At 54.5% G+C, this 26,776-nt stretch carries 25 protein-coding genes; 15 read left to right on the top strand and 10 right to left on the bottom strand.

All coding sequences use genetic code 11. The features are described 5' to 3' along the window. Nucleotides 1-10 precede the first annotated feature (10 nt). The 5 genes from rpoC (at nt 11) to tuf (ending at nt 8,295) form a co-directional block, all read left to right on the top strand. Nucleotides 11-3,553, top strand: a complete 3,543-nt coding sequence (gene rpoC, locus I4V53_RS01090; protein ID WP_195983571.1) for a DNA-directed RNA polymerase subunit beta' — start codon at nt 11-13, stop codon at nt 3,551-3,553. 257 nt (nt 3,554-3,810) lie between these two features. Further along, on the top strand, nt 3,811-4,233 hold the full coding sequence (rpsL, locus tag I4V53_RS01085) for a 30S ribosomal protein S12 (RefSeq protein WP_050697897.1): 423 nt from the start codon (nt 3,811-3,813) through the stop codon (nt 4,231-4,233). A 157-nt stretch (nt 4,234-4,390) separates the two neighbouring features. Further along, nucleotides 4,391-4,861 (top strand): 30S ribosomal protein S7, encoded by a 471-nt coding sequence (rpsG, locus tag I4V53_RS01080; RefSeq protein WP_050697898.1) that lies wholly within the window; start codon nt 4,391-4,393, stop codon nt 4,859-4,861. 45 nt (nt 4,862-4,906) lie between these two features. Beyond that, nucleotides 4,907-6,988, top strand: a complete 2,082-nt coding sequence (fusA, locus tag I4V53_RS01075) for an elongation factor G (protein WP_195983570.1) — start codon at nt 4,907-4,909, stop codon at nt 6,986-6,988. A 104-nt stretch (nt 6,989-7,092) separates the two neighbouring features. Continuing rightward, nucleotides 7,093-8,295 (top strand): elongation factor Tu, encoded by a 1,203-nt coding sequence (gene tuf, locus I4V53_RS01070; protein WP_195983569.1) that lies wholly within the window; start codon nt 7,093-7,095, stop codon nt 8,293-8,295. Between the two features lie 50 nt (nt 8,296-8,345). On the opposite strand, the gene I4V53_RS01065 is transcribed toward tuf, so the two are convergent. Together I4V53_RS01065 and I4V53_RS01060 are read right to left on the bottom strand one after the other, a co-directional pair. Then, a complete protein-coding gene (locus I4V53_RS01065) occupies nt 8,346-9,254 on the bottom strand; it encodes an SDR family oxidoreductase (protein WP_195983568.1) in 909 nt (302 codons plus the stop codon). A 139-nt stretch (nt 9,255-9,393) separates the two neighbouring features. Beyond that, nucleotides 9,394-10,050 (bottom strand): DUF2238 domain-containing protein, encoded by a 657-nt coding sequence (locus tag I4V53_RS01060; protein ID WP_195983567.1) that lies wholly within the window; start codon nt 10,048-10,050, stop codon nt 9,394-9,396. Between the two features lie 112 nt (nt 10,051-10,162). On the opposite strand from I4V53_RS01060, the gene I4V53_RS01055 reads away from it, so the two are divergent. Beyond that, complete coding sequence (locus tag I4V53_RS01055) at nt 10,163-10,921, top strand: nitroreductase family protein (protein WP_195983566.1); 759 nt, start codon at nt 10,163-10,165, stop codon at nt 10,919-10,921. A 43-nt stretch (nt 10,922-10,964) separates the two neighbouring features. Here the strand turns inward: I4V53_RS01055 and I4V53_RS01050 are convergent, their stop codons facing one another. Next, nucleotides 10,965-11,174 (bottom strand): hypothetical protein, encoded by a 210-nt coding sequence (locus I4V53_RS01050; protein WP_195983565.1) that lies wholly within the window; start codon nt 11,172-11,174, stop codon nt 10,965-10,967. Between the two features lie 53 nt (nt 11,175-11,227). Continuing rightward, complete coding sequence (locus I4V53_RS01045) at nt 11,228-11,413, bottom strand: hypothetical protein (RefSeq protein ID WP_195983564.1); 186 nt, start codon at nt 11,411-11,413, stop codon at nt 11,228-11,230. A 174-nt stretch (nt 11,414-11,587) separates the two neighbouring features. Between I4V53_RS01045 and I4V53_RS01040 the strand changes: the two genes are divergently transcribed. The 3 genes from I4V53_RS01040 to I4V53_RS01030 all read left to right on the top strand — a co-directional run bounded on the left by I4V53_RS01040 (nt 11,588) and on the right by I4V53_RS01030 (nt 15,738). Continuing rightward, complete coding sequence (locus tag I4V53_RS01040; RefSeq protein ID WP_195983563.1) at nt 11,588-12,382, top strand: M15 family metallopeptidase; 795 nt, start codon at nt 11,588-11,590, stop codon at nt 12,380-12,382. 157 nt (nt 12,383-12,539) lie between these two features. Continuing rightward, on the top strand, nt 12,540-14,009 hold the full coding sequence (gene gltX / locus I4V53_RS01035; protein ID WP_195983562.1) for a glutamate--tRNA ligase: 1,470 nt from the start codon (nt 12,540-12,542) through the stop codon (nt 14,007-14,009). 34 nt (nt 14,010-14,043) lie between these two features. Next, a complete protein-coding gene (locus tag I4V53_RS01030) occupies nt 14,044-15,738 on the top strand; it encodes a glutamine--tRNA ligase/YqeY domain fusion protein (protein ID WP_195983561.1) in 1,695 nt (564 codons plus the stop codon). Nucleotides 15,739-15,829: 91 nt separating this feature from the next. On the opposite strand, the gene I4V53_RS01025 is transcribed toward I4V53_RS01030, so the two are convergent. Further along, nucleotides 15,830-16,825, bottom strand: a complete 996-nt coding sequence (locus I4V53_RS01025; protein ID WP_195983560.1) for a biotin--[acetyl-CoA-carboxylase] ligase — start codon at nt 16,823-16,825, stop codon at nt 15,830-15,832. A gap of 202 nt (nt 16,826-17,027) precedes the next feature. On the opposite strand from I4V53_RS01025, the gene I4V53_RS01020 reads away from it, so the two are divergent. From I4V53_RS01020 to I4V53_RS00995, 6 genes are read left to right on the top strand one after another with little or no spacing between them, the layout of a single operon-like run. Beyond that, nucleotides 17,028-17,225 carry a DUF951 domain-containing protein gene (locus I4V53_RS01020; RefSeq protein ID WP_195983559.1) on the top strand — a complete coding sequence of 66 codons (198 nt, stop codon included), beginning with the start codon at nt 17,028-17,030 and terminating at the stop codon, nt 17,223-17,225. A 48-nt stretch (nt 17,226-17,273) separates the two neighbouring features. Then, on the top strand, nt 17,274-18,356 hold the full coding sequence (gene prfA, locus I4V53_RS01015; RefSeq protein WP_195983558.1) for a peptide chain release factor 1: 1,083 nt from the start codon (nt 17,274-17,276) through the stop codon (nt 18,354-18,356). A 30-nt stretch (nt 18,357-18,386) separates the two neighbouring features. After that, nucleotides 18,387-19,412: an L-threonylcarbamoyladenylate synthase gene (locus tag I4V53_RS01010; protein WP_195983557.1), complete on the top strand. Its 1,026-nt coding sequence runs from the start codon at nt 18,387-18,389 to the stop codon at nt 19,410-19,412. Continuing rightward, nucleotides 19,405-20,010: a dephospho-CoA kinase gene (coaE, locus tag I4V53_RS01005; RefSeq protein WP_195983556.1), complete on the top strand. Its 606-nt coding sequence runs from the start codon at nt 19,405-19,407 to the stop codon at nt 20,008-20,010. Before I4V53_RS01010 ends, coaE begins: the two co-directional genes overlap by 8 nt. 19 nt (nt 20,011-20,029) lie before the next feature. Continuing rightward, nucleotides 20,030-20,596 carry a lytic transglycosylase domain-containing protein gene (locus I4V53_RS01000; protein WP_195983555.1) on the top strand — a complete coding sequence of 189 codons (567 nt, stop codon included), beginning with the start codon at nt 20,030-20,032 and terminating at the stop codon, nt 20,594-20,596. A gap of 15 nt (nt 20,597-20,611) precedes the next feature. Then, nucleotides 20,612-22,027 carry an aminopeptidase gene (locus I4V53_RS00995; RefSeq protein WP_195983554.1) on the top strand — a complete coding sequence of 472 codons (1,416 nt, stop codon included), beginning with the start codon at nt 20,612-20,614 and terminating at the stop codon, nt 22,025-22,027. 209 nt (nt 22,028-22,236) lie between these two features. Here the strand turns inward: I4V53_RS00995 and hydF are convergent, their stop codons facing one another. From hydF to dtd, 5 genes are all read right to left on the bottom strand, one after another. Next, the gene (hydF, locus tag I4V53_RS00990; RefSeq protein ID WP_207747802.1) at nt 22,237-23,427 is read right to left on the bottom strand and encodes a [FeFe] hydrogenase H-cluster maturation GTPase HydF; all 1,191 of its coding nucleotides are present in this window, start codon (nt 23,425-23,427) and stop codon (nt 22,237-22,239) included. A 23-nt stretch (nt 23,428-23,450) separates the two neighbouring features. Then, the gene (gene hydG, locus I4V53_RS00985; protein WP_195983553.1) at nt 23,451-24,869 is read right to left on the bottom strand and encodes a [FeFe] hydrogenase H-cluster radical SAM maturase HydG; all 1,419 of its coding nucleotides are present in this window, start codon (nt 24,867-24,869) and stop codon (nt 23,451-23,453) included. Nucleotides 24,870-24,895: 26 nt separating this feature from the next. Further along, a complete protein-coding gene (gene hydE, locus I4V53_RS00980) occupies nt 24,896-25,855 on the bottom strand; it encodes a [FeFe] hydrogenase H-cluster radical SAM maturase HydE (RefSeq protein ID WP_195983552.1) in 960 nt (319 codons plus the stop codon). After that, nucleotides 25,852-26,109 (bottom strand): TM1266 family iron-only hydrogenase system putative regulator, encoded by a 258-nt coding sequence (locus I4V53_RS00975; protein WP_195983551.1) that lies wholly within the window; start codon nt 26,107-26,109, stop codon nt 25,852-25,854. Before I4V53_RS00975 ends, hydE begins: the two co-directional genes overlap by 4 nt. A 202-nt stretch (nt 26,110-26,311) precedes the next feature. After that, nucleotides 26,312-26,776, bottom strand: a complete 465-nt coding sequence (gene dtd, locus I4V53_RS00970) for a D-aminoacyl-tRNA deacylase (protein ID WP_195983550.1) — start codon at nt 26,774-26,776, stop codon at nt 26,312-26,314.

Below are 26,776 nucleotides of genomic sequence, written 5' to 3'. Positions count from 1 at the left end.
GGGTTACAATATGGAATTTAACGTATTTGAATCTATAAAAATCGGACTGGCTTCGCCGGATAAGATTCGGGAATGGTCGCATGGCGAGGTCAAGAAACCGGAGACGATCAACTACCGTACCCTGAAGCCGGAGCGCGATGGCCTCTTCTGTGAGCGCATCTTTGGCCCGCAGAAGGACTGGGAGTGCCACTGCGGAAAGTATAAAAGAATCCGTTACAAGGGAAAAATCTGCGACCGTTGCGGCGTAGAAGTCACCAGAGCAAAGGTCCGCCGCGAGCGCATGGGCCATATTGAGCTCGCCGCGCCGGTTTCCCACATCTGGTATTTTAAAGGAATTCCCTCCAGAATGGGTTTGATTCTGGATATTTCCCCCCGCATGCTGGAAAAGATTCTGTATTTTGCCATGTATATTGTTACGGACCCCGGCAATGTGCGTGAGCTGCAGAAGAAGCAGATGCTGAGTGAAAAAGAGTACCGTGATCTGCGCGAGAAATATGAGGACGATTTTGAGGCCAGCATGGGCGCTGAGGCGATCAAGAAGCTGTTGGAGGAGATCAACCTCGAAAGGGAATCCGAAGAGCTGAAGGATGAACTGGTCAATGCTTCCGGACAGAAGCGCGTCCGCATCCTCAAGCGTCTGGAGGTTGTGGAGGCATTCCGCCTCTCCGGCAACCGTCCGGAGTGGATGATTCTGGATGTTGTCCCGGTCATTCCGCCTGATATTCGTCCGATGGTCCAGTTGGACGGCGGCCGTTTCGCCACCTCCGACTTGAACGACCTGTACCGCCGTGTAATCAACCGCAACAACCGTCTGAAGAGGTTGCTGGAGCTGGGTGCGCCGGACATCATTGTCCGCAACGAGAAGCGTATGCTGCAGGAAGCAGTCGATGCGCTGATCGACAACGGCCGCCGCGGCCGTCCGGTTACCGGACCAAACAACCGCCCGCTGAAATCCCTTTCTGATATGCTGAAAGGCAAGCAGGGCCGATTCCGTCAGAACCTGCTGGGCAAGCGCGTCGACTATTCCGGCCGTTCCGTTATTGTCGTCGGTCCGGAACTCAAGATGTACCAGTGCGGCCTGCCAAAGGAAATGGCGCTGGAGCTGTTCAAGCCCTTTGTCATGAAGCGTCTGGTAGAAACCGGCGCGGCAGGCAACATTAAAGCGGCCAGAAAAGCGGTAGAAAGAGCGAAGCCGGAAGTTTGGGACGCACTTGAAATTGTAATCAAAAACCACCCGGTCCTGCTCAACCGTGCGCCTACGCTGCACAGACTGGGTATTCAGGCGTTTGAGCCGGTGCTGGTGGAAGGCCGTGCGTTGAAACTGCATCCGCTGGCCTGTACCGCTTACAATGCGGACTTCGACGGCGATCAGATGGCGGTTCACGTGCCGCTTTCCTCCGAGGCGCAGGCGGAAGCCCGCTTCCTGATGCTGGCGGCCGGCAACCTGCTCAAGCCGTCCGACGGCCGCCCGGTTACCGTTCCGACGCAGGACATGGTCCTGGGTTCCTATTATCTGACATTGGATAAAGACGGCGAGATGGGCGAAGGCAAGGTCTTCAAGGACTTTGACGAAGCGATTCTGGCGTATGAGTCCAAAACGGTCAGCCTGCATGCGAAGATCAAGGTGCGCCGCACGATGGAAATCGACGGTAAGATGGTCAGCAAGCTGGTCAACACCACGGTTGGCCGTATGATCTTCAACCGCCCGATCCCGCAGGATCTCGGTTTTGTGGATCGTTCCAATCCGGAAACGGCGTTTGATTTTGAAATTGATTTCCTTGCTGGTAAAAAGCAGCTTGGAAAGATCATTGACAAGTGTATTAAGACCCATGGCGTCCCAAAAACCTCTGAGGTGCTGGATGCTGTAAAGGCGCAGGGATATAAGTATTCCACCAAGAGCGCCATCACCGTTGCGGTTTGCGACGCGACCATTCCGCCGCAAAAGAAGGAGATCATTGCCGGCGCGGAGCAGCGGATTGATATGATTTCCGAGCAGTACAAAAATGGTTTGCTTTCCAATGGAGAACGTTACAACGCCGTGCTGAAGACCTGGGAGAAAGCGACAAACGATGTTACCAGCGCCTTGCAGAAGGGCCTTAACCGCTATAACCCCATCTTCATGATGGCGGACTCCGGCGCACGTGGTTCCATGAGCCAGATTCGCCAGCTCGCCGGTATGCGCGGACTGATTGCCAACACCTCCGGTAAGACGATCGAAATTCCGATCCGTGCAAACTACCGTGAAGGTCTGAACATTTTGGAATACTTTATTTCATCCCGCGGCGCCCGTAAGGGCCTGGCCGATACCGCGCTGCGTACGGCGGACTCCGGTTACCTGACCCGCCGTCTGGTCGACGTTTCTCAGGATGTGATCATCCGCGAGGACGACTGCGGCGCCACGGACGGATTGGTGGTTTTCGATATCCGCGAGGGCAAGGAAGCCATCGAATCCCTGCATGAGCGTCTGATCGGCCGTTATCTGGTGGAAGACTTTGTCGATCCGGAAACGGGTGCGGTTCTGGTTTCCAAAGATAAAATGATGACGGACGACGACGCGGATATCATTGTCGGCCACGGCGTGGAGCGCATCAAGATCCGTTCCATCCTGAATTGTCGTGCGCGCCACGGCGTCTGTAAGAAGTGCTACGGTGCGAACCTGGCGAACGGCCAGCCGGTCACCGTCGGTGAGGCGGTCGGCATCATTGCGGCGCAGTCCATCGGTGAGCCGGGCACGCAGCTGACGATGAGAACGTTCCATACCGGCGGCGTCGCGAGTGCCGAGGATATCACACAGGGTCTTCCGCGTGTTGAAGAGCTTTTCGAAGGCCGTAAGCCGAAGCATCTGGCGATCCTGAGCGAAATTGGCGGAAAAGTTTCCTTTGAGGAGATTAAGAAAAACAAACACGCAGTAGTCACCGATTTGGAGACAGGGGAGAGCAAATCCTACCTGATTCCGTTCGGTTCCCGCCTGATCGTCAACGAAGGCGACGTCATCCCGGCGGGTACCCGTATTACGGAAGGTTCCGTCAACCCGCACGATGTGCTTGCCATCAGCGGCACACATGCGGTACAGGATTACCTGATTCAGGAAGTCCAGCGCGTTTACCGGATGCAGGGCGTTGATATCAACGATAAGCATATCGAGGTCATTGTGCGCCAGATGATGAAGAAGGTCAAGGTGGAAGAGGCGGGCGACACCACGCTGCTTCCCAGTTCTTTGGTGGAAAAATCTGAGTTTGAATATGAAAACCAGAAGATACGCGACCGGATTGCCGCCGGTGAAACGGAACTGCAGGAGGCCACCTGCTCTCCGACGCTGCTGGGTATCACCAAGGCTTCCCTGGCGACCGATTCCTTCCTCTCCGCAGCTTCCTTCCAGGAAACAACCCGCGTGCTGACCGACGCCGCTATCAAGGGCAAGGTCGATCCGCTGCTTGGCCTGAAGGAAAATGTCATCATCGGCAAGCTGGTTCCGGCCGGAACGGGTATGAAATGCTACAGCGATGTAGAGATCGAACCCACGAATGAGGACTTGACAAACGAGGCCATTTAGCGTTATAATAACCAATTGTAGCGATTGAGCAGGCAATATTCTCCATAATGTCTGGGATTGCATGTAAAATGCATAAAATATGGGGAACATCGCCTTGGGATTCGGCGGATTTTGCCGGACAATTGCGAAAGTTGAAAAGCGTTTATCCTGTCCCGAGGAGAAATTTCGGGACAGGATAAAATTGTGTTCAAATCTTTTTTTGATGTTTGGCGGTTTTCCGCTTGACATATATTACTTCTATAGTGAGGAGGTGTCGTATGCCAACATTTAACCAGTTAGTTCATACTGGCCGTGAGGTAAGCGAAAAGAAAGCAAAGGCTCCTGCGCTTTTGAAAGGCTGGAACTCCAAGAAGCGTGTTCCGATCGATCAGGATTCCCCGCAGAAGCGCGGCGTTTGTACCGCTGTTAAGACTGCCACCCCGAAGAAGCCGAACTCCGCTCTGAGAAAGATCGCAAGAGTCAGGCTCTCCAACGGAATCGAAGTCAGCGCTTACATCCCCGGCGTCGGCCACAACCTGCAGGAGCATAGCGTTGTTATGATCCGCGGCGGCCGTGTTAAGGACCTTCCTGGTGTCCGTTACCATATTATCCGTGGTACGCTGGACGCGCAGGGCGTTGCAAAACGTATGCAGGCCCGTTCCAAGTATGGCGCTAAACGTCCGAAGGCAGGAAAAAAATAAGGTAGTTTCAATTTGACAGAGACCGAACGGCTGCAAAAATGCAGCGGCGTTTTAGATATAGATGCTTCTATTCTTGGAAAAACGCCTCTGTGTTGGCCAACGGGAGTTTGTCGCTTTCGAGTACCTATGATATCATTATGTGAAGGAGGGAAGTAAAGTGCCAAGAAGAGGTAATATCGCAAAACGTGATGTTTTGCCCGATCCGCTTTACAATTCAAAGCTTGTAACACGTCTCATCAATAATATTATGTTTGACGGTAAGAAGGGTGTTTCCCAGAAAATCGTCTATGGTGCATTTGATATTATCCGTGAGAAAACCGGAAAGGAGCCCCTGGAGGTTTTTGAGCAGGCAATGGAGAATGTTATGCCGCAGCTCGAGGTAAAGGCTCGCCGCGTCGGCGGCGCCACCTACCAGGTCCCGATGGAAGTTCGTCCGGAAAGAAGACAAACCCTTGGTTTGCGCTGGATGACGAAATATTCCAGACTCAGATCTGAAAAGACCATGAGGGAGAGACTTGCCGGCGAAATCCTTGACGCTGTAAATGGTGCTGGCGGTGCTGCTAAGAAGCGTGACGATACGCACAAGATGGCAGAAGCGAACAGAGCTTTCGCACATTACAGATGGTAATTTGCGCGGGCATTCAACTATTTTCAGAACTTTAAGGAGGAAACTATGCCAAGGCAGGTATCACTCGAACAAACCCGTAATATCGGCATCATGGCGCACATCGATGCCGGTAAAACAACAACGACAGAACGTATTCTGTATTACACGGGCGTTAACCACAAAATTGGTGAAACACATGATGGCGCTGCTACCATGGACTGGATGGCGCAGGAGCAGGAGAGAGGCATTACCATTACCTCCGCTGCTACCACCTGCTTCTGGAAAGGCCATAGAATCAACATCATCGACACCCCCGGCCACGTGGACTTTACCGTTGAGGTTGAGCGTTCTCTGCGCGTGCTGGACGGTTCTGTAACCGTCTTCTGCGCCAAGGGCGGCGTTGAGCCCCAGTCCGAGACGGTTTGGCGTCAGGCGGAGGAATATCATGTTCCGCGTATGGCGTATGTAAACAAGATGGACATCATGGGCGCGGATTTCTACAACGTCGTTCAGATGATGAAGGACCGCCTGAAGTGCGCCGCCGTCCCGATCCAGCTGCCGATCGGCAGTGAGGATACCTTCAGAGGGATCATTGACCTGGTCGAGATGAAAGCCGATATCTATTATGACGATATGGGCAAAGACATGCGTCAGGAAGAAATTCCGGAAGACATGCGTGAAAAGGCTGAGGAATACCGCACTGCGATGCTCGAGCACATTGCCGAGCAGGACGACGCGCTGATGGAGAAATATCTCTCCGGCGAGGAGTTCACCCGTGAGGAGATCATCACTACCATCCGTAAGGCTACGATTGCCAATAAGATGGTTCCGGTTTGCTGCGGTACTTCCTATAAGAACAAGGGCGTACAGAAGCTTCTTGACGCCATTGTGGACTATATGCCCGCTCCGACGGATATCGAAGCGATCAAGGGTGTGAATCCGGAAACCGGCGAAGAAGAAGTCCGTCACGCTTCGGACGACGAGCCGTTCTCCGCTCTTGCGTTTAAGATTGCCACAGACCCGTTTGTTGGTAAGCTCTGCTATTTCCGTGTATATTCTGGTACGCTGAGCGCTGGCGCTACGGTTTATAACTCCGTTAAAGACAATAAAGAACGCATCGGCCGTATCCTGCAGATGCACGCAAACCATCGCCAGGATATCGATATTGTTTATGCGGGTGATATTGCTGCCGCAATTGGCGTAAAGAACACCACCACCGGCGACACCTTCTGCGATGAGAAGCACCCGGTTATTCTGGAATCCATGGAATTCCCGGAGCCGGTTATCCGCGTGGCGATCGAGCCGAAGACAAAAGCCGGCCAGGAGAAGATGGGTATTGCGCTGGCAAAGCTGGCGGAAGAAGATCCGACCTTCAAGGCGTATACCGACGAAGAGACCGGACAGACCATCATTGCCGGTATGGGCGAGCTGCACCTGGAAATCATTGTAGACAGACTGCTGCGTGAATTCAAGGTGGAAGCGAACGTTGGTAAGCCGCAGGTTGCATACAAAGAGACCGTCCGCAAGCTGGCGGATGTGGATACCAAGTATGCGAGACAGTCCGGCGGTAAGGGCCAGTACGGCCATGTTAAGATCAAGGTTGAGCCGAACCCGGAGAAGGGCTACGAGTTTATCAATGCCACCGTTGGCGGATCGATTCCGAAGGAATATATTCCTGCGGTTGACCAGGGTATCCGCGGCGCAATGCTTTCCGGCGTATTGGCTGGATATAACGTTGTCGACGTAAAGGTCACCCTGTACGATGGTTCCTACCATGAAGTTGACTCCTCTGAAATGGCCTTTAAGATCGCCGGTTCCATGGCGTTCAAAGAGGCGATGAAGAAGGCCGATCCGGTCATTCTGGAGCCGATCATGAAGGTTGTCGTCATTGTACCGGAAGACTACATGGGCGACGTTATCGGCGATCTGAACTCCCGCCGTGGCCTGATTCAGGGCATGGATGCGGTTTCCGGCGCTCAGCAGATCAATTCCATGGTTCCGCTGTCCGAAATGTTCGGTTATGCGACCGACATGCGTTCCAAAACGCAGGGCAGAGGCCAGTATACAATGGAGCCCGACCATTATGCGGAGGTTCCGAAGTTTGTTGCTGACTCGATTATTTCCGAGCGTGGTAAAAAGACTGAATAAGTTACAAAATATGCTTGATTTTTCCGGTGTTACTTGGTAAAATGATAAGCATAGTTCTGACTTAAAAAATCTTACTCTGTATTTATAAAAGGAGGAGAATCCCAATGGCAAAGGCAAAATTTGAAAGATCCAAACCCCATGTAAACATTGGTACCATTGGTCACGTTGACCATGGTAAGACCACTCTGACTGCTGCGATCACCAAGGTTCTCAATATCGAGGGCGACGCCGATTTCGTTGATTATGCGAACATCGATAAGGCTCCGGAAGAGAGAGAGCGTGGTATCACCATCAACACCGCGCACGTTGAGTATCAGACGGAGACCCGTCACTATGCTCACGTTGACTGCCCTGGCCATGCTGACTATGTTAAGAACATGATCACCGGTGCTGCGCAGATGGACGGCGCGATCCTGGTTGTTTCCGCAGCGGACGGCCCGATGCCGCAGACCAGAGAGCACATCCTGCTTTCCCGTCAGGTTGGCGTGCCGTATATTGTTGTCTTCATGAACAAAGCGGATCAGGTTGACGATCCGGAACTGCTTGATCTGGTTGAGATGGAAATTCGTGACCTGCTCAACGAGTATGAGTTCCCGGGCGACGATACCCCGATTATCCGTGGTTCTGCTCTGGTTGCTCTGGAGTCCGCTTCCAAGGACACCAATGCACCGGAATACAAGTGCATTCATGAGCTGATGGATGCAGTTGACAGCTTTATCCCGACTCCGGAGCGCAAGTCTGACCTGCCGTTCCTGATGCCGGTTGAAGACGTCTTCACCATCACTGGCCGTGGCACAGTTGCTACCGGCAGAGTTGAGCGTGGCGTCATTAAGGTTGGCGAAGAAATTGAAATCGTCGGCCTGACCGAAGAGCGCAAGAAGACTGTTGTTACCGGTCTGGAAATGTTCAGAAAGATTCTGGACTTTGCAGAGGCTGGCGATAACGTTGGCGCGCTGCTCCGTGGCGTTCAGAGAACAGAGATCGAGCGTGGACAGGTTCTGGCGAAGCCGGGTTCCATCCACCCGCACACCAAGTTTCGCGGCCAGGTCTACGTCCTGACCAAGGATGAAGGCGGCCGTCATACACCGTTCTTCAACAACTATCGTCCGCAGTTCTATTTCAGAACGACAGACGTTACCGGTGTTATCAACCTGCCGGAAGGCACAGAGATGTGTATGCCTGGCGATAACGTCGAAATGGACGTTGAGCTGATCACCCCGATCGCAATCGAGGAAGGCCTCCGTTTCGCTATCCGTGAGGGTGGCCGTACGGTTGGTTCCGGCGTTGTTATCGCGATCAACGAGTAATTTTTAACAAAAGCAGGGCTTCATTCGCAGGAATGAAGCCCTTTTTTGCGTTATCCGTTGACGATGGTGCCGCCGTCCGGGTGCAGCACCTGTCCTGTCATATACCGGGAATCGTCCGAGGCTAAGAATACATAGCAGGGAGCGACTTCAAACGGCTGCCCGGCACGCTGCATGGGAACCTCGGAGGTATAACTGCCAAAGGTGGTCACCTCCTTTGCAGAATAAGAGGAGGGGATCAGGGGCGTCCAGATGGGGCCGGGGGCCACGCCGTTGACGCGGATCCCCTGCTTGACCAGGTTCTGCGACAGAGAGCGGGTCAGGGCAAGGACTGCGCCCTTGGTGGAGCTGTAATCCAGCAGGTTTGCGCTGCCCCGGTAGGCTGTGACGGAGGTCGTGTTGATGATGGAAGCGCCGGCTTTTAAATAGGGAAGAGCAGCTTTGATCATAAAGAAGAAGGCGTAAATATTGGTACGGAAGGTCAGGTCGAGCTGTTCCTCGCTGATATCCAGAATGCTTTTTTGGATAAATTGCACCGCATGGTTGTTAACCAGAATGTCAATTTTTCCAAAGCAGTTCAATACCTGTTCAACGGCCTCCTGTGACATGGATTCCTGTTTCAGGTCCCCGGGGATCAGCAAACATTTTCTGCCAAGCTGCTCTACGCGGCATTTGGTGTCTTTAGCGTCCTGATGCTCGTTCAAATAGCAGATTGCCACGTCGGCGCCCTCTTTGGCGAACGCGTAGGCGATCGCCCGACCAATGCCGCTGTCGCCGCCTGTGATGATGGCGACCCGGTTCCGCAGCTTTCCGCTGCCCTTGCTGTCTGGATTTTCCGAAATGGGGATGGGGTCCATGAGATATTCCATTCCCGGTTGACCGTATTGGTGCTGCGGAGGGAACAGGACAGGTATCTCCCGGCATTTACTTTCTTTCTTTAAATATGGATAAACCGGATACATAATGGTTCCACCTTTCTGACGGTCGGTTGCGCATATTTTTTCTACTTAATTTTTATGTGTATCCGGCGCGGGATATGTTGCGATGGGGCAAGGGAAAAGCCTCCGCCGGTGATTCCGGACGGAGGCTTTATTTGGTAGATTAGCAATTTTTTTGGAAGTTGGACGCGTGAAAGGTCTGGAAAATTCCCATCAAGAGGCTGGTTTTCCCCTTTTTATAGTAGCAGTAGATGGAAATTAAAAAGAGCAGGGAACCGATCAGGCAAACCAGCATATCCTGCATGGTATCATGTACGCCGGTCGTCAGAACATTTTGCGGGTCCGTACCAAAGACGACGCTGATGGCATATTCTGAAAGCTCCCATAATCCGGCGACTGCCATGGAAACGGAGAATGAAAAGACGGAAACCAAAGGAAAATCCCTTTCCCGTATCTCCTTTTGCGGCGAGAGGAGATAAAATAACAAAAGGGCGCCGAAGGTGCAGAAGACGCCTGATAAGGTATGGATTGCTTTGTCATAGTAGGGAACCAGAGAATAGGCGGGAACCACCAGTCCAATGACATAGGCCAGAAAGCTGAACAGGTATACGACAAAGCGGAATTGGTGGACGGTTTGCAGGTGGAACAGTTTTTCAAGAAGAAAAGGAACCGCCAGCAGAAAAAGTCCGCCATAAGCGAGAATGTAATAATACGGTCTTCCCAATTGAATGTTGTAGACGGCCAGACCGAGACTGACGATGCTGTAAATACCGATTAGAAATGGGTTCAGTTTTTGAAAAATTGTTTCACGATTGATCATAGATGGCCTCCTTACCGAAAATGGGGTACGATATCCCTATCATACAACAATCCGTACGGAAAAGGGAATGCCATAAAGGATTATTGCCGTTTCCCTCAGGAAACAGGAAAGGATGTGCAGGATTACGAATCAGATATTAGAGAGCTTGTACCGGAGAAAGTCTGTGCGTGTATTTACAGATCAGCCGATTGTACAAACAGAAAAAGATGCGATCATCAAAGCAGCCATGCAGGCGCCATCGGCTGGCAACCAGGCCTTGTATACTATTTTGGATATCACCGATCCGATGTTGAAGGAAAAACTTTCCGTCACCTGTGACAATCAGCCGTTCATCGCGAAAGCGCCGCTGGTACTGATTTTTCTGGCGGATTTCCGTAGATGGTATGACGCGTTCCAGTATTCCGGCTGTGAACCACGCAAACCTGCGGAGGGCGATCTTCTGCTGGCGATGGCGGACGCCTGTATCGCGGCGCAGAACAGCGTTGTTGCGGCGGAGAGCCTGGGAATTGGCTCCTGCTACATCGGGGATGTTCTGGAACAATACGAAGCGCACCGGGAGCTGTTGTGCCTGCCGGACTATGTGTTCCCTGCGGTCATGCTTGTCTATGGATACCCGACGGAGCAGCAAAAGAGACGGAAGAAGCCGGAGCGGTTTGCGCAGCCCTATATTGTGCAGGAAAATACATACCGGACGTTCAGCCCGCAGGAGCACGAGGCGTTTTTCCGGGAGCAGGCGGAACGGGAGGGAAAGTCCTCATTTGACTATCCGGCTTTTATGCAGGTGTTTTGCAAACGCAAATACAACTCGGATTTTTCCCGGGAAATGTCCCGTTCGGTATCGCTGTACATGCAGCAGTTTCAACGTAAATAGGAAAAAATCCGCATGGAGACAATGTATGTTTCATGCGGATTTTTTATTTGGATTCCAGTGTGTCGCGAAGAGAAGCATTATTGCGCTCCAGCTTGCACATTCCCTTTGTTCCCGCCAAAAGCGCCAATTCGTCGCCGATGACGTCGAACAGATCGCCCAGCAAGGCGAGTTGTTCCGGGGTTTTGTCATGTGCCAGTTGAAAGGCAATTGCTGTTCCCGCGGCAATTAGACGTTCTCCATAACAATAATCCATACCATGTTCACCCTGATACAAGATATGACAAAGCCAGCCGGTTGGTGCGTAAATTACGAAAAAGAAGTCGTATTGCCGGCAAGCTCCTGCACAAAGGCGTGCATTTCCTGTTTGGATTGGATGTTATGAGTGTGCGCGATAATTTGCTTCTGTTTGTTTTCCGGCATTGCGCAGAAGTGTTCCATCGCCTGCGGATGCTGAGCAAGCGCCATACCGAAACCGAGCGGTAATTCTTCCATGTGGAGTCCTCCTCCTAAAATTACAAGGATACGACCAGTATTTCCGTTTTCTGCTTGATCCATCAAAGATGCGGGTATGTAAAATCTGGATGGCTATAAAAACGGCCTTTTCTGGTATGAAAGGTTTTCTCTGTGCAAGAATAGCTGTGAGAATGAACAAGAGGATGGGATTGCATGAGAAAAACTTCTAAAACCAGACGGTTTTTCCTGTCGCTGGGTGTCATGCTGCTAACGGCTGCAATGACAGCCGGCGTCAGCGCCATTTTTATTTATACGATGGAAAAAGTCTCTGTGGAGCAAACAGAAGCCCGGCAGGAGATCCAGCAGGAATCGGCGCCCAGCGGAAAACAACCGCTGTCTGGGGCAACGCTGGTGGACGCCAAACCTGCCGAACCAGTCTATGAAAGGGCAGAGCTGGACGACACGCTGGTGCTCGTCAATTTTGAACACTCGCTGCCGGACAGCTTTCACCGAAACATCATTGATTTGTATGGGACGGATGTAGACGAGCGGCTGGAGGAACCGTTTAAGCAGATGCAGCGCGCGGCGCGCGCGGACGGCGTTTCTCTGTGGATTTCTTCCGGATACCGCAGTGTGGCGCGGCAGGAAGAGCTTTTTACCCGCGCGGTCAATGAAAATCTGGACAAAGGTATGGACCAGAAGGAGGCGGAAGCCGTCGCGGCGGTTTCCGTCGCGCGGCCGGGATGGAGCGAACACAACACAGGTCTGGCGATCGATCTCAACGGCGTGGCGGAAAACTTTGATACGACGCCGGAATTTGCCTGGCTGGACGAGCACGCGGCGGAATACGGTTTCATCCTGCGGTATCCAAAGGACAAACAGGAGATTACGGGAATTCGGTACGAGCCGTGGCATTACCGGTTTGTCGGCGTAGAACACGCCAAAGCAATACGGGAACGCCATTTCTGTCTGGAAGAGTATGTGGACTATTTGGAAGATAATCGTTGAAATCCTGCGTGTATTTGGTATAATAAAAGAATTGGGACGCCGGCCGCGCGTTGCGGCGGCGTTTTTCCTTATCCAGCCGGTTTTTCCGGCGGATAGCAGAGAGGGAAGCGCGGAAGCGGCCGCTTTTGCGCGCGAAAAAAACGAGAGGCGGATTTTTATGCAAAATCAAGTGGTAAGAACAAGATTTGCACCGAGCCCCACCGGCTTTATGCACGTCGGCAATCTTCGCACAGCTCTGTACGAATATTTAATCGCCAAGTCCATGGGCGGGCAGTTTGTGTTGCGCATTGAGGATACCGACCAGGAACGGCTGGTGGAGGGCGCGGTCGATATCATTTACAATACATTGAGAAAAGTGGGCCTGCAGCATGATGAAGGCCCGGATATTGGCGGCGAATATGGTCCCTATGTGCAGAGCCTGCGCAAGAATCTGTACAAGCCGTATGCGGAACAGCTGGTCGAGCAGGGAAAGGCCTACTATTGCTTCTGCACAAAGGAACGTCTGGACGCGCTGCATGAGAGCAAGGACGGCGAGGAATCCTTTGGTGGATACGACCGCCATTGCCGCGACCTGCCCAAAGAAGAAGTGGAGCGCCTGCTGGCGGCGGGGACGCCCTATGTCATCCGGCAGAAAATGCCGATGGAAGGCTCCACGACCTTCCACGATGTCGTATACGGCGACATCACCATTGAAAACCGCGAGCTAGAGGATCAGGTTCTGCTGAAATCGGACGGGTATCCTACATACAATTTCGCGAATGTCGTCGACGACCACCTGATGCACATCACGCATGTGGTGCGCGGCTGTGAGTATCTGACCTCTACCCCGAAGTATAACCTGCTGTATGAAGCGTTCGGCTGGGAGCTCCCCACCTATGTGCATCTGCCGCTGATTATGGGAAAGAACGAGGACGGAAGCGTCTCCAAGCTGTCCAAACGGCACGGCGCGACCGGCTTTGAGGATTTGGTCAAGGAGGGCTATCTCCCGGAGGCGGTCACCAACTATATCGCGCTGCTGGGCTGGTGCCCCAAAGAGAACCGCGAGCTGTTTACCCTGGCGGAGCTGGCGGAGCATTTCTCCATCGACGGAATCAGCAAATCCCCCGCGGTATTTGATTACGACAAGCTGACCTGGTTTAATGCGGAATATATCCGCAGCATGCCGCAGGCAGAATTTATCGCGGCGGCACAGCCATATTTCCAGCAGGTGTTCGGGGACAAGCAGATGAACCTGGAGGTACTTGCAACCATTCTGCAGCCGCGTGTGACCAAGCTGACAGAAGTTCCGGGGATTATCGGGTTCTTCCAGGATCTGCCGGACTATGACAAAGAATTCTTTGTCAATAAAAAGAGTAAGACCAATCTGGAAAATTCCGTGACCATGCTGGAAGCGGTAATCGCGGAGCTGGAACAGGTGGAGGATTGGCAGCTTGACGTGATCCATGAAAGACTGATTGCGCTGGCGCAGCAGCTCGAGGTCAAAAACGGAACCTTGCTTTGGCCGGTGCGCATTGCGGCGGCCGGTATGCTGGTTACGCCCGGCGGCGCAATGGAAATCCTGGCCATTTTGGGCAAGGATGAGGCGGTACGCCGGCTGAAGATCGGACTTGAAAAGCTGCACAATTGACAGAACGAAATTTTGGTATAAAGGAGCACCTGAAATGAGCGACGAGATCAAGAACAGGGAAGAGACGGAAGGCTGGAGCAATTTTATCCACGACTTTATTGATGAGGATATCCAGCCGGGCGGCCGGTTTGCCGGGGAGACGGTACACACGCGTTTCCCGCCGGAGCCCAATGGGTACCTGCACATCGGCCATGCCAAGGCGATCTGCATCGACTTTGGCACGGCGGAAAAATACCGCGGCGTCTGCAACCTGCGCATGGACGATACGAATCCCACCAAAGAGGATACCGAATATGTCGATGCAATCAAGGAAGACATTCAGTGGCTGGGCTTTTCCTGGGACGACCGCTTCTATTTTGCGTCGGATTATTTTCCGAAGATGTACGAGCTGGCGGTTGGCCTGATCCAAAAAGGGCTTGCTTATGTATGTGAGTTGACACCGGAGCAGATGCGGGAAAACCGCGGCGATTTGACGCATACCGCCGTCAGTCCGTATCGCGACCGTCCAATCGAAGAAAGTCTGGACCTCTTTGCACGCATGAAGGCGGGAGAGTTCGCAGACGGTAAAATGACGCTGCGTGCAAAAATTGATTTGGCCTCCGGCAACTTCAATATGCGCGACCCGGTGATTTACCGCATCAACCATATGCATCATCACCGCACGGGGGATACCTGGTGCATTTATCCTATGTATGATTACGCGCATCCGATTGAGGACGCGCTGGAGGGGATTACGCATTCTCTGTGTTCCTTGGAATTTGAGGATCACAGGCCGCTGTACGACTGGGTCATCGCCAATGTCGACCTGCCGGACAAGCCGCGCCAGATTGAATTTGCACGTCTGGGGATTAACAATACGGTAATGAGCAAGCGTAAGCTGCGCCAGCTGGTGGAGGGCAATTACGTCTCCGGCTGGGATGATCCCCGTATGCCGACGCTGTGCGGCCTGCGCCGCCGTGGCTATACCCCGGCGTCCATCCGCAATTTCTGTGAGCGCATCGGCGTTTCCAAGGTAAACAGCACGGTGGAATATGGTTTTCTGGAGCACTGCCTGCGCGAGGATTTGAACGAGAATGCACAGCGTGTTATGGCGGTGTTGGACCCGGTCAAACTGATTATCACCAATTATCCGGAGGATTTGACAGAAGAATTTGAAGTGGAAAACAACCCCGGCAAGCCGGAGGAGGGAACCCGCACGGTTCTGTTTTCCCGCGAGCTTTGGATCGAGCGTGAGGACTTCCTGGAGGAGCCCTTTAAGGGTTACTTCCGCCTGTTCCCGGGCAATGAGGTGCGGCTGAAAACCACTTATATCGTCCGTTGTACAGGCTGCAAAAAGGACGAGGACGGCAATGTGACAGAGGTATACGCCGAATATGATCCGGCTACGCGCGGCGGCAACACCCCGGACGGCCGCAAGATCAAGGGGACCATCCACTGGGTAGACGCCAAGACGGCGGTCGACGCGGAAGTCCGGCTGTACGACAGCCTGTTTACCGTTCCAGACCCGGATGCGGGCGATTTCCTGGAGGTGCTGAATCCGGATTCCCTCAAGGTGCTGACAGGCTGCAAGGTAGAGCCTGTGCTGGCGGAGGCCAAGCCGGGACAGTCCTTCCAGTTCATGCGCCAGGGGTATTTCTGTGCGGACAGTGTGGACAGCACGCCGGAACATCCGGTGTTTAACCGCTCTGTCTCCTTAAAGGACGGTTTTAAAAAGAAAGCGGGCAAATAAAAAGGCCTGATAACCAGAGATTCCCCTCGCGCGGCGCGCGGGGGGAATCGTCAATTCAGATGATTTTTATGCGTTCAGACAAGCGCTTTTGTTATTGGGGAAGCATCTGTCCGTAGATCCCCTGCACCACGACTTCGCCCGCGTTGATGGTGACTTGCCGCCCGTCGTCGGTGTTGACGAGCAATTCGCCGGTGGAGCTTACGCCGGCGGCTGTGCCGGTTGCCTGTGTCTTTCCCCGGTAGAATCCAACGCGCCGGCCGATGGAGACGCAGAGCGTTTGGTATTCATGCAGGACGGCGGGCGTGAGGCAGCTGTAATTTTCCGGCGTCAACAGCCCTTCCAGTTCCCATAAAACTGCCTGCAGGAGTTTTGCGCGGGAGACGGTACGGCCCGTTTCAATCTGCAGGGAGGTCGCCTTTTCCGCGAGGTTTTCCGAAAACGCGGGAATATTGGCGTTGATGCCGATGCCAAGCACCATGTATTCGATCCGGTCGATTTCCGCCGCCATTTCGGTCAGGATGCCGCAGACTTTCCGGCTACCGATCACAACGTCGTTGGGCCATTTGATTTTTGCTTCGTAGCCTATCAGGGAACGGATGGCGCGGCAGACGGCGATGCCGGCCAGCAGGGTGATATTGCCCACCTCCGACGGAATCAGCCCCGGGCGCAGCAGCACGCTGAACCAGATGCCGGTGCCCTCCGGCTGTTCCCAGCGGCGTCCCAGGCGGCCCTTGCCGCCGGTCTGCCGCTCCGCGGTAAAAACGCTTCCGTCCGGCGCGCCCTGCTGCGCCTGGCGCTTGGCTTCCTCGTTGGTGGAATCTGTCTCCGCCAGGCAGATGATTTTACTTCCCAGCGTTTTGGTGTGCAGGCCCGCGCGGATTTCCGCTTCTGTCAGCAGGTCCGGCAGGGCGAGCAGACGATAGCCCCGGTTGGTGACGGAATCAATCTGATAACCGGCGTCCCGCAGGGATTGGATGGCTTTCCAGACGGCGGCGCGAGAGACGCCCAGTTCGTCGCTCAGCTGTTCCCCGGAGAGATAATCTTCGGTATCCCGCAGGCGTTGGAGGATGTTTTCCTTGGTGGTCATTCTATCACAACTTTCCGTGAAATTTTCGATGTACGCAAAGTACGGTTGCTCTTATTGTAGTATAGCACAAATTGGAAGGAAGCACACGGGCCGCTTCGGAAGAAAGGTAGAAACGTAAAAAAGGTCTGTCTGTTTACTGGAAATGGTGTTATAATATAAATTCCGATATATAGGCAATTTCCAAGAAAGGGAGGTGCGGAGAATGGATGTGAGAACCGGCGATCTGCTGCAGATGAAAAAGACGCATCCCTGTGGGGGGAAAACGTTTCTGGTTCTGCGCGCGGGCATGGACTTTAAGATCCGGTGTACGACCTGCGGCCATGAGATCATGGTTCCGCGCCTGAAATGCGAAAAGAACATCAAAAAGATTCTGCGCGAGAACACGAGCGACGAGCTCTAACCGCTTTCTGAGTTTCTCAATTAAAATTTCAGAAAGCAGGTTTTGAATATGTTTGAAAATATACAGATTTTTGAAAAGCGATACGAGGAATTAAATCAAAAGCTCTGCGACCCGTCGGTCCTTGCGGACCCCGCTGTCTATGCGGAGCTGATGAAGGAGCACAAAAATATCACGCCGATCGTGGAAAAGTACCGCGAGTACCGCAAAGCGGAAGAAGCGCAGGACGAGGCCAAAATGCTGTTGGACGAGGGCGGTCTGGAAAAGGATTTCCGTGAGATGGTGGAACAGGAGCTGGAGGACGCCCGGGAAACCGTGGCGCGTACGTCCGACGAACTGAAAATCCTGTTGCTCCCGCGCGACCCGAACGACGATAAAAACGTGATTGTGGAAATCCGCGGCGGCGCGGGCGGCGAGGAAGCGGCGCTGTTTTCCGCCGTGCTGTTCCGTATGTACAGTATGTATGCGGAGAGCAAGGGATGGCAAACCGAAATCCTGAATGTCAACGAGACGGAGCTCGGCGGTTACAAAGAAATCAGCTTCATGATTACCGGCGACGGCGCGTATTCCAAGCTGAAATATGAGAGCGGCGTGCACCGCGTACAGCGCGTGCCGGAAACGGAAACACAGGGACGCGTGCACACCTCCACCGCAACGGTCGCCGTCCTGCCGGAGGTGGACGATGTGGAAATCGAGATCAATCCGAAGGATTTGCAGATCGATACCTTCCGTTCCAGCGGCGCGGGCGGCCAGCACATCAACAAGACGTCGTCCGCCATACGAATCACGCACCTGCCGACCGGCATGGTGGTGGAATGCCAGGATGAGCGGAGCCAGTTTAAAAACAAGGACAAGGCCATGAAGGTGCTGCGCTCCCGCCTGTACGAGATCGAGCAGGCCAAGCAGGATGCGCAGGTGGCGGCGGACCGCCGTTCTCAGGTGGGTACGGGCGACCGCTCCGAGCGTATCCGCACATACAATTATCCACAGGGCCGCATGACGGACCACCGCATTGACCTGACGCTCTACCGGCTGGACAGCCTTTTAAACGGCGACATCGACGAGGTGATCGACGCATTGATCGCGGCGGACCGCGCCGCCAAGCTGGAGGCGTCTATTGAAAGCCAGCGGTGATCCTGAGGAACATGCAAAGGAGAGAAAAGCATGCAAACGCAGCTTTTAGATGCAAATGAACCGGAATCTATCCAAAAAGCCGCCCGCATTCTGCAAAACAGCGGCTTGGTGGGAATCCCCACGGAGACGGTGTACGGCCTTGCGGCAAACGCGCTGAATGGCTCCGCTGTCGCCGGAATTTTTACGGCGAAGGGCCGTCCGATGGACAATCCTCTGATCGTTCATATCTCGCAGTTTGATCAGATTTACGGATTGGTTCGCGCGGTGCCGGATGCCGCAAAAAAACTTGCGGAGCGCTTTTGGCCCGGTCCGCTGACCATCATTTTGCCAAAGGGAGATTGTATCCCGGATGAGGTGAGCGCAGGGCTGGATACGGTCGCTATTCGCTTTCCGTCCCATCCGGTCGCGCAGGCGGTGATCGACGCTGCCGGCATGCCGTTGGCGGCGCCCTCCGCGAACCTCTCCGGACATCCCAGCCCGACGACTGCCACCCATGTGATGGACGACATGGATGGCAGGATCGAAGCGGTATTGGACGGCGGCCCCTGCGCGGTCGGCGTGGAGTCCACCGTCGTCACGCTTGCGACGGAACCGCCGCGTCTGCTCCGTCCGGGCGGCGTGACGCTGGAACAGCTCCGCGAGGTGTTAGGAGAAGTGGAAATGGACCAAGCGGTGCTGAACCCGCTTCCAGAAGGAGAACAGGCCGCGTCTCCCGGTATGAAATATAAACATTATTCGCCAAAGGCCAACGTGGTTATTTTGGACGGTTCTTTGGAACACTATATCGATTATGTCAATGCGCATGCGGAAACCGGCGTCGCGGCCCTCTGCTACAACGGTGAGGACAAAGCGCTTTCCGTCCCGGCGGTTTGCTACGGCGGGGAGCGGGATTGCGGCGAGCAGGCGCGCGAATTGTTCGATGCGCTGCGGGAATTGGATGACGTGCTGCATGCCCAGACGGTCTATGCGCGCTGCCCGGAGCCGAAGGGCGTCGGGCTGGCGGTATACAACCGGTTGATCCGTGCCGCGGGATTCGAGGTGATTTCTCTTGGCTAAGCCGTTTGTCATCGGCCTGACCGGGCCGACAGGAGCCGGAAAGTCCACGGTGGCGGAATCGTTTGCCGCCTTGGGCTGCGGGGTGATCGACTGCGATCTCGTCGCGCGTGAGGTGACTTCAGGGCCAGTTTGCCTGCAACGCCTGCAGGAGGCATTTGGTCCGGATCTGGTCCGTAAGGGCAGGCTGGATCGCGGCCTTTTGGCGGAACGGGCATTTGCGACCAGGGAATCCGCGCTGCGCTTGAACCAAATCACCCATCCGCTGATTCTGGAAGAGGTACAGCGGAAAATTAATCAGTATGGGGAACAGGGCATGAAGGTAGTTGTCGTGGACGCCGCACTGCTGTTTGAAAGCGGCGCGGATGCGCAATGCGACACGACGGTCGCTGTGGTGGCCGATTTGCAGCTGCGCCTGCGCCGGATCATACGGCGCGACGGCATCTTTGAAGGCCAGGCGCGGGCAAGAATCAGCGCCCAGCAGCCGAACGAATATTATACCGAACGCGCGGCATATGCTATGGATGGCGGCGTTCCTGCGGAACAGGTTCCGGAGGAGACAAAAAAGCTGCTGCGCGCCATTATGACCGCAGCCCAATGAGTTCCCTTTGGAGAATGCGATGAAGCGATGGATCAAAACAATTTTAACGCTGGCTGTTTTGTTTGTAGTGGGTTCCCTGCTGGTCAACTGGGGCTACGATTCCTTTATGAAGGCGGCGTATCCGCTGGCGTATGAGGAGCTGGTCACGAAAGAGGCGGCAGAACAGGGGGTGGACCCGGCGCTGGTCTATTCCGTGATTAAAGCGGAGAGCAATTTTGACCCGGAGGCGAAGTCCCACGCGGGCGCGATGGGCCTGATGCAGATTACCCCGGATACCTTTGACTGGCTGCAGACCAAGCTGCGGGAGGATATTACCTATGCAAAGGAAGACTTGTATTCGCCGCAGATCAATATCCGTTACGGCTGTAAGTTTTTGCAGATCCTGCAGGACAAATACAGCGAACGGGCGACGGCGCTGAGCGCGTATAACGCGGGAATCGGAACCGTCAATACCTGGCTGAGCAACCCCGAAATTTCACAGGACGGCGTCACGCTGAGCCGGATCCCCTATCCGGAAACGGAGCGGTATGTCAGCAACGTGCTGCGGAATTATCAAAAATATAAAGAAATCTATCAGTTTGAATAGACAGGAGGAACACATATGGCAAAGAAAAATGAAGCGCCGGATGTTAAGAAGCTGAAAGAGGAACTGTTGATCTGCCGGAAGAACGGCTATTTCCAGATTCCGGACGAAAAGGTCAAAAAGGCGGACGATTTCTGCGAGGGCTACAAGACTTTCCTGGACAGCAGCAAGATCGAGCGGGAGGCTGTCCTCTCCGCGGTTGCTCTGGCGGAGAAAGCAGGCTTTTCGGCATATGACGCAAAGAAAACATACGAAGCAGGGGACCGCGTGTATTACAACAACCGCGGCAAGGCTCTGATTCTGGCGGTAATCGGCAAGGACGGCTGCAAGAACGGCGTCCGTATCGCGGCGGCGCACATCGATTCCCCGCGCTTGGACCTCAAGCCGCATCCGCTGTATGAGGAGAGCGAACTGGCTCTGTTCAAGTCTCACTACTACGGCGGCATCAAGAAATATCAGTGGACGGCAATCCCGCTTTCCATGCACGGACTGGCCGTTTTAAAGGACGGCACGCGCGTGGAAATCCGTCTGGGAGAGGAGCCGGGCGAGCCGCAGTTCTGTGTGACCGACCTGCTGCCGCATCTCGGCACCGAACAGATGCAGAAGACCCTGGCTAAGGCAATCGAGGGCGAAAACCTGAACATTCTGGCCGGCAGCCGCCCGGTGCGCGCGGAGGAGGGAGACAACCTCTTCAAACTGAATGTAATGCGCCTGATCCATGAGAAATACGGGATGACGGAGGAGGACTTTGTCTCTGCCGACATCGAGTTTGTCCCTGCGTTCAAAGCGTCGGATATTGGATTTGACCGCAGTTTAATCGGCGGCTACGGCCACGACGACCGCGTCTGCGCCTATCCGGCCCTGATGGCGGCGCTGAACAGCAAGACGCCGCAGCATACGGTTCTGACTGTACTTGCTGATCGTGAGGAGATCGGAAGCGACGGGAACACCGGCCTGAATTCCGAATTTATGCGTTACTTTATCGAGGATCTGGCAGAGAAAGAGGGGCTGAAAGTCCGTCATGTGCTCAGCAAGTCCAAGTGCCTGTCCGCAGATGTGACGGCGGCGTTCGATCCGACCTATGCCAGCGCTTATGAGAAGACAAACTCCACGTTTGTCAACAACGGCGTGGCCATGAGCAAGTACACCGGTTCGCGCGGCAAGAGCGGGACCTCTGAGGCGACGGCGGAGTTCGTGGCGGAGGTGCGCAGCATCTTTGAAAAGAACGATGTTCTGTGGCAGATCGGCGAGCTTGGCAAGGTGGACGGCGGCGGCGGCGGAACCGTGGCGATGTTTGTCGCCAACCTGGATGTGGATGTGCTCGATGTAGGTGTGCCGGTGCTTTCCATGCACGCGCCGTTTGAAGTAGTTTCTAAAACAGACGTCTATATGACGTACAAGGGCATCAAAGCGTTTTTTGAATCCAAGGTATAACGATAGAATAGATAACGGCCTTTCTCGCAATGTACGTTTCATGTTAAATCTTGAAAAATGAAGCAATCCCCCTCCTGCCATTGACGGGAGGGGGGATTGTTGATTGAGTCGATTTTTCTATGTATTCGAATCACTATGACATAGCCGCTTTACTGCAAAAATCCCGCTGCCTGTCCGAAGGGCAGCGGGATTTTTTTACGTATGTGCAATCACAGGGTAATGTGGTCTAGGATACCGTTGAGCTTGGCGATCAGAACGCCGTAGTTGGTAATCGGCACGCCTGTATTTTCCGCGCGGGCAATGCGGGAAAGCAGGTATTTTCGATTAAACATGCAGCCGCCGCAGTGGACAATCAGGTCGTACGAGTGGAGGTCCTCAGGGAAATTGGCGCCGCTGACCACCTGGATATCCATGTCCGGCCCATATTTTTTGCGGAGCAGCGCAGGAATTTTGACCCGGCCGATGTCCTCGCTCAATGGGGCGTGCGTGCAGGCCTCCGCGATCAGGACGCGGGATTGATTGTTCAGCCGCTCCACAGCGTTGGCCCCGCGCACAAAGGCATCTAAATCTCCCTTGTGGGCGGCAAACAAAACGGAAAAGGACGTCAGTCTGCTCTCTTTTGGCGCCTTTTCGTAGACCGTTTTAAATGCCTGCGAATCCGTGATAATGAGGTCCGGCGGTGCTTTTAAAGAGGAAAGCGCGGCTTCCATCGTATCCGGCGTGGCGTTGATGGAGATACAGCGGTTATCCAGCAGGTCGCGGATGGTTTGCACCTGCGGCAGAATCAGGCGGCCCTTCGGCGCTTCGCTGTCCTGCGGCATGACCAGCAGGACGACGTCGCCTTCTTTAACCAGGCGGCCGGTGATGCTCTCCGAACCGTAATTCTCCGGCAGGACGCGCGTCAGTTCCTGCAAAAGCCGGGGGATGCCGGTGCGGTCCGCGGCGCTGACCGCGATGGGGGAGAGGTGAAGTTCTTCTTTTATTTTATCCAGCAAGGGGGCCGGTTCGGTTTGGTCGGCCTTATTGACGACCGCAACGACAGGAACGCCGCCCTGCTGGAGTTTTTTTAGCCATTCGGTTTCCATGGAGAGATCGCCGTCTGCAAAAATCAGGATCGCAATATCCGCTTTGGGAAGCGTCTGGCGGGTTTTTTCAATGCGCAGTTCTCCCAGCTCGCCCTCGTCGTCGAAGCCGGCGGTGTCGATAAAGACGCATGCGCCCAGCCCGCGAACCTCCATCGCTTTGTAAACCGGGTCGGTTGTAGTGCCCGCCACATCGGAAACCAGCGCCACGTCCTGATTGGTCAGGGCGTTAATCAAAGAGGATTTGCCGCTGTTTCGCTTTCCATAAATGCCGATATGCAGGCGGTTGGCGTTTGGTGTGCTGTTCAAACTGTTCATTTCAAACACCTCTTTATCCCGACTTAGAAACGGAAGTCGCGCAGGCCTTCGTCCAGCCCGTGGAGATTTTTCAAAGCAATCTCCCGGACCTTATCGTTCGGAATCGTCTGTACCTCTTGTTCGATCATTTCCAATGCAAGCTTTTTGGTTTCCGGTCCCGCGTAGTCTTCCGCATATTCTTTCAGGGTCATCAATGCGTTGGGCAGGCAGCAGTTCTTAATTTGCCCGGCCTTGACCAGCGTCATAAAGCGGTCTCCGGTACGGCCCTCCCGGTAGCAGGCGGTGCAGAAGCTCGGAATATAGCCCAGCTTGAGCAGCCAGTTGACCACCTGGTCCAGCGTGCGGTTGTCGCTCACTTCAAACTGGGAGGAATCCTCTTCCTCCTGGTCCTCCTCGGCGTAGCCGCCGACGCTGGTGCGGGAGCCGCCGCTGATCTGAGACACGCCGTATTTGATGACCGCTTCACGCGTCTTTTTGGACTCGCGCGTGGAGATGATCAGGCCGGTGTACGGCACGGCGATGCGCAGAATCGCAACAATCTTCTGGAACAGCTCGTCGGAAATTGCGTTGGAGAAGTCATTGACGTCAATATCGTCTGCGTTGCGGATACGGGGGACGCTGATGGTATGCGGGCCGACGCCGTGAACGGCTTCCAGATGCTCCGCATGCATCAGCAGGCCGACAAAGTCGTAGCGGTAGAGGTTCAGGCCGAACAGCACGCCGCAGCCGACGTCGTCGATGCCGCCTTCCATCGCACGGTCCATCGCCTCGGTGTGGTAGGCGTAATTATGCTTCGGGCCGGTGGGATGCAGCTTTTCATACTGCTCCTTGTGGTAGGTCTCCTGGAACAGAATGTAGGTACCGATGCCGGCTTCCTTGAGTTTGCGGTAATTTTCCACCGTCGTGGCGGCGATATTGACGTTTACGCGGCGGATCGCGCCGTTTTTATGCTGGATGGAATAGATGGTCTGAATGCTCTCCAGAACATACTCAATGGGACAGTTGATCGGGTCCTCGCCGGTTTCCAGCGCCAGACGCTTATGGCCCATATCCTGCAGTGCGATGACCTCGCGTCGGATTTCTTCCTGTGTGAGCTTTTTGCGCGGAATATGTGTGTTTTTCTTGTGATAGGGGCAATAGGTACAACCATTGACGCAGTAGTTGGAGAGGTACAGCGGTGCGAACATCACGATGCGATTGCCGTAGAATTCCTGTTTGATTTTGGTCGCCTGCGCAAAGATGCGCTCCAGTGCAGTTTTGTCCTCACATGCCAGCAGGACGGCGGCCTCGCGGTGCGTCAGGCCTTTCAGCGCGTCGGTTTTATCGATGATCTGATTGACCAGTTCCAGGTTGTCCTTGTTTTCCTCCGCATATCGGAGCGTATCCTGGATTTCCTGATCGTCTATAAATTCGGTTGCCACCAGAGAGTTTGGATTATACATGATTTTCTTCCTTTCAGTTTCCATACTTATACAGGCGTCCGGTTGAGCGCCCGGATTTCCGCCTCTGTTTCCTGCCGTCCGGCGCGGATGTCCGCTTCGGAAAAGGAGGCGGGGTAGATTTGATACAGTTTTTTCAATCGGTTCGGCGTGACCTTGCGCATGATTACGTTGGCTCCGCAGGAGAATACGCCCTGCTTCTGCGCGCTGTTCAGTACGCCGAGGGCTGTGGTGGCGGGCAGATTGGCCTTGGGCAGCAGCAGGCGGGCCAGCGCGACCGCGCGCTTGGTCAGCTCTGTGCTGCCGCTGGGGGTATCCCGCAGCGGCGTATCCGGGTGGGAGATAAAAGGCCCGACGCCTGCCATATCACAGCCGATCTCCCGCAGGAGCAGCAGATCCCCGGCGATTGTGTCGAGCGTCTGCCCGGGCAGGCCAATCATAAAGCCGCCGCCGGTTTCAAAGCCCAGACGCTTCAACGTCTTCAAGCATGCGATGCGCTGTTCCAGGGTACCGTCCGGATGCAGCTTTGCATAGAGCATGGGATCGCTCGTCTCATGCTTGAGAAGGTACCGGTCTGCGCCGCAGTCTTTCCAGTAGCGGTAAACGGATTCCGGCAGTTCGCCGCAGCTCAGGGTAATCTTCATGCCGGTTTTCTTGATCTGTTTGACGACCTCGCCCAAAACGTCCGCCGTGTACCAGCCGTCCTCTCCGGACTGCAGCACAATGGTTTTATAGCCGGCTTCCCAGGCCTCGCGCGCGGTTTCCACCATGTCGCGCGGGTCCATGCGGAAGCGCGCTACGCTTTGGTTGGCGGCATTCAGTCCGCAGTAGCGGCACAGGCGTTTACAGTGATTGGAGAATTCCAGCAGGGCGCGAATATGAACGACGTCGCCGACCGATTCCCGCCGGACCGCGTCCGCCTGCGCGTAAATCTCGTCGAAATTGTCCCGAGCCAGCCACGCGGCAAGCTCTTCCTTTGTGAGCTTCATGCCGATTGCCCAGCCTTGGAATAAATGGTCTTTACACTCAGCCCTTTGAGCATTCCCAGTTTGCCGGAAAGGGAACTGATGACGTTCATCGGCGCATCGATTGCTACGCTGATGATTGAGATACCGCGGTCCCGGTAGGGGATCCCCATGCGGCCGATGATGTATTCGCTGAATTCATGCAGGATGTGGTTGAGCTCCTCTGTGTTTTCCAGATCCTCTACTACAATTCCAATCAGCGCCACGCGTTTTTCCATTGCTGTTTTCCTCCTTTGTAACAAAAAAGCTCCGCGCAAAAAAGCGCGGAGCTACCCTGATTGTTCAGTCATAACAACCGCCTTCTTTCTCGGGAAAATCCCTCGTAAATCAGAACGTATCTGTGTTTTTTGTCATCCTCGCCCGCGGATATTTCCTTGGGTTGGGAAGTTATCCTTATCTTACCAACTTTTTGGGGTAAAGTCAACACTTGGTATCCGGCATGATTTCCTCAGTGTCCAGAATGATCGTAACCGGCCCGTCGTTTTCAATGGAAACGAGCATATCCGCGCCAAACTGCCCGGAGGCAGTTTGGACGCCCTGTGTTTGCACCTGTGCGATGAAGCGCTCGTACAACGGAACCGCCTGTTCGGGCCGTGCCGCCGCAATAAAAGAGGGCCGGCGGCCCTTGCGGCAGTCGGCACAGAGGGTGAATTGGGAGATAATCAGCATCCCGCCGCCGATGTCCAACAGGGAACGATTCATCTTCCCCGCGTCGTCCTCAAAAATGCGCAGGTTGACGGCTTTCTCCGCCAGGTAATCGCACTGCTTTTCTGTATCGGCTTCCGTCACGCCGAGTAACAGCGTCAGGCCGGGGCCGATTTCCCCGACGACGGTTCCGTCAATTGTTACGCTGGAGCGGCGGACGCGCTGAATAACTGCTTTCAT

Source organism: Clostridium sp. D33t1_170424_F3, assembly GCF_015667585.1.
Lineage (GTDB): Bacteria > Bacillota > Clostridia > Oscillospirales > Acutalibacteraceae > Anaeromassilibacillus.
This window is presented reverse-complemented; position numbering and strand designations above follow the sequence as displayed.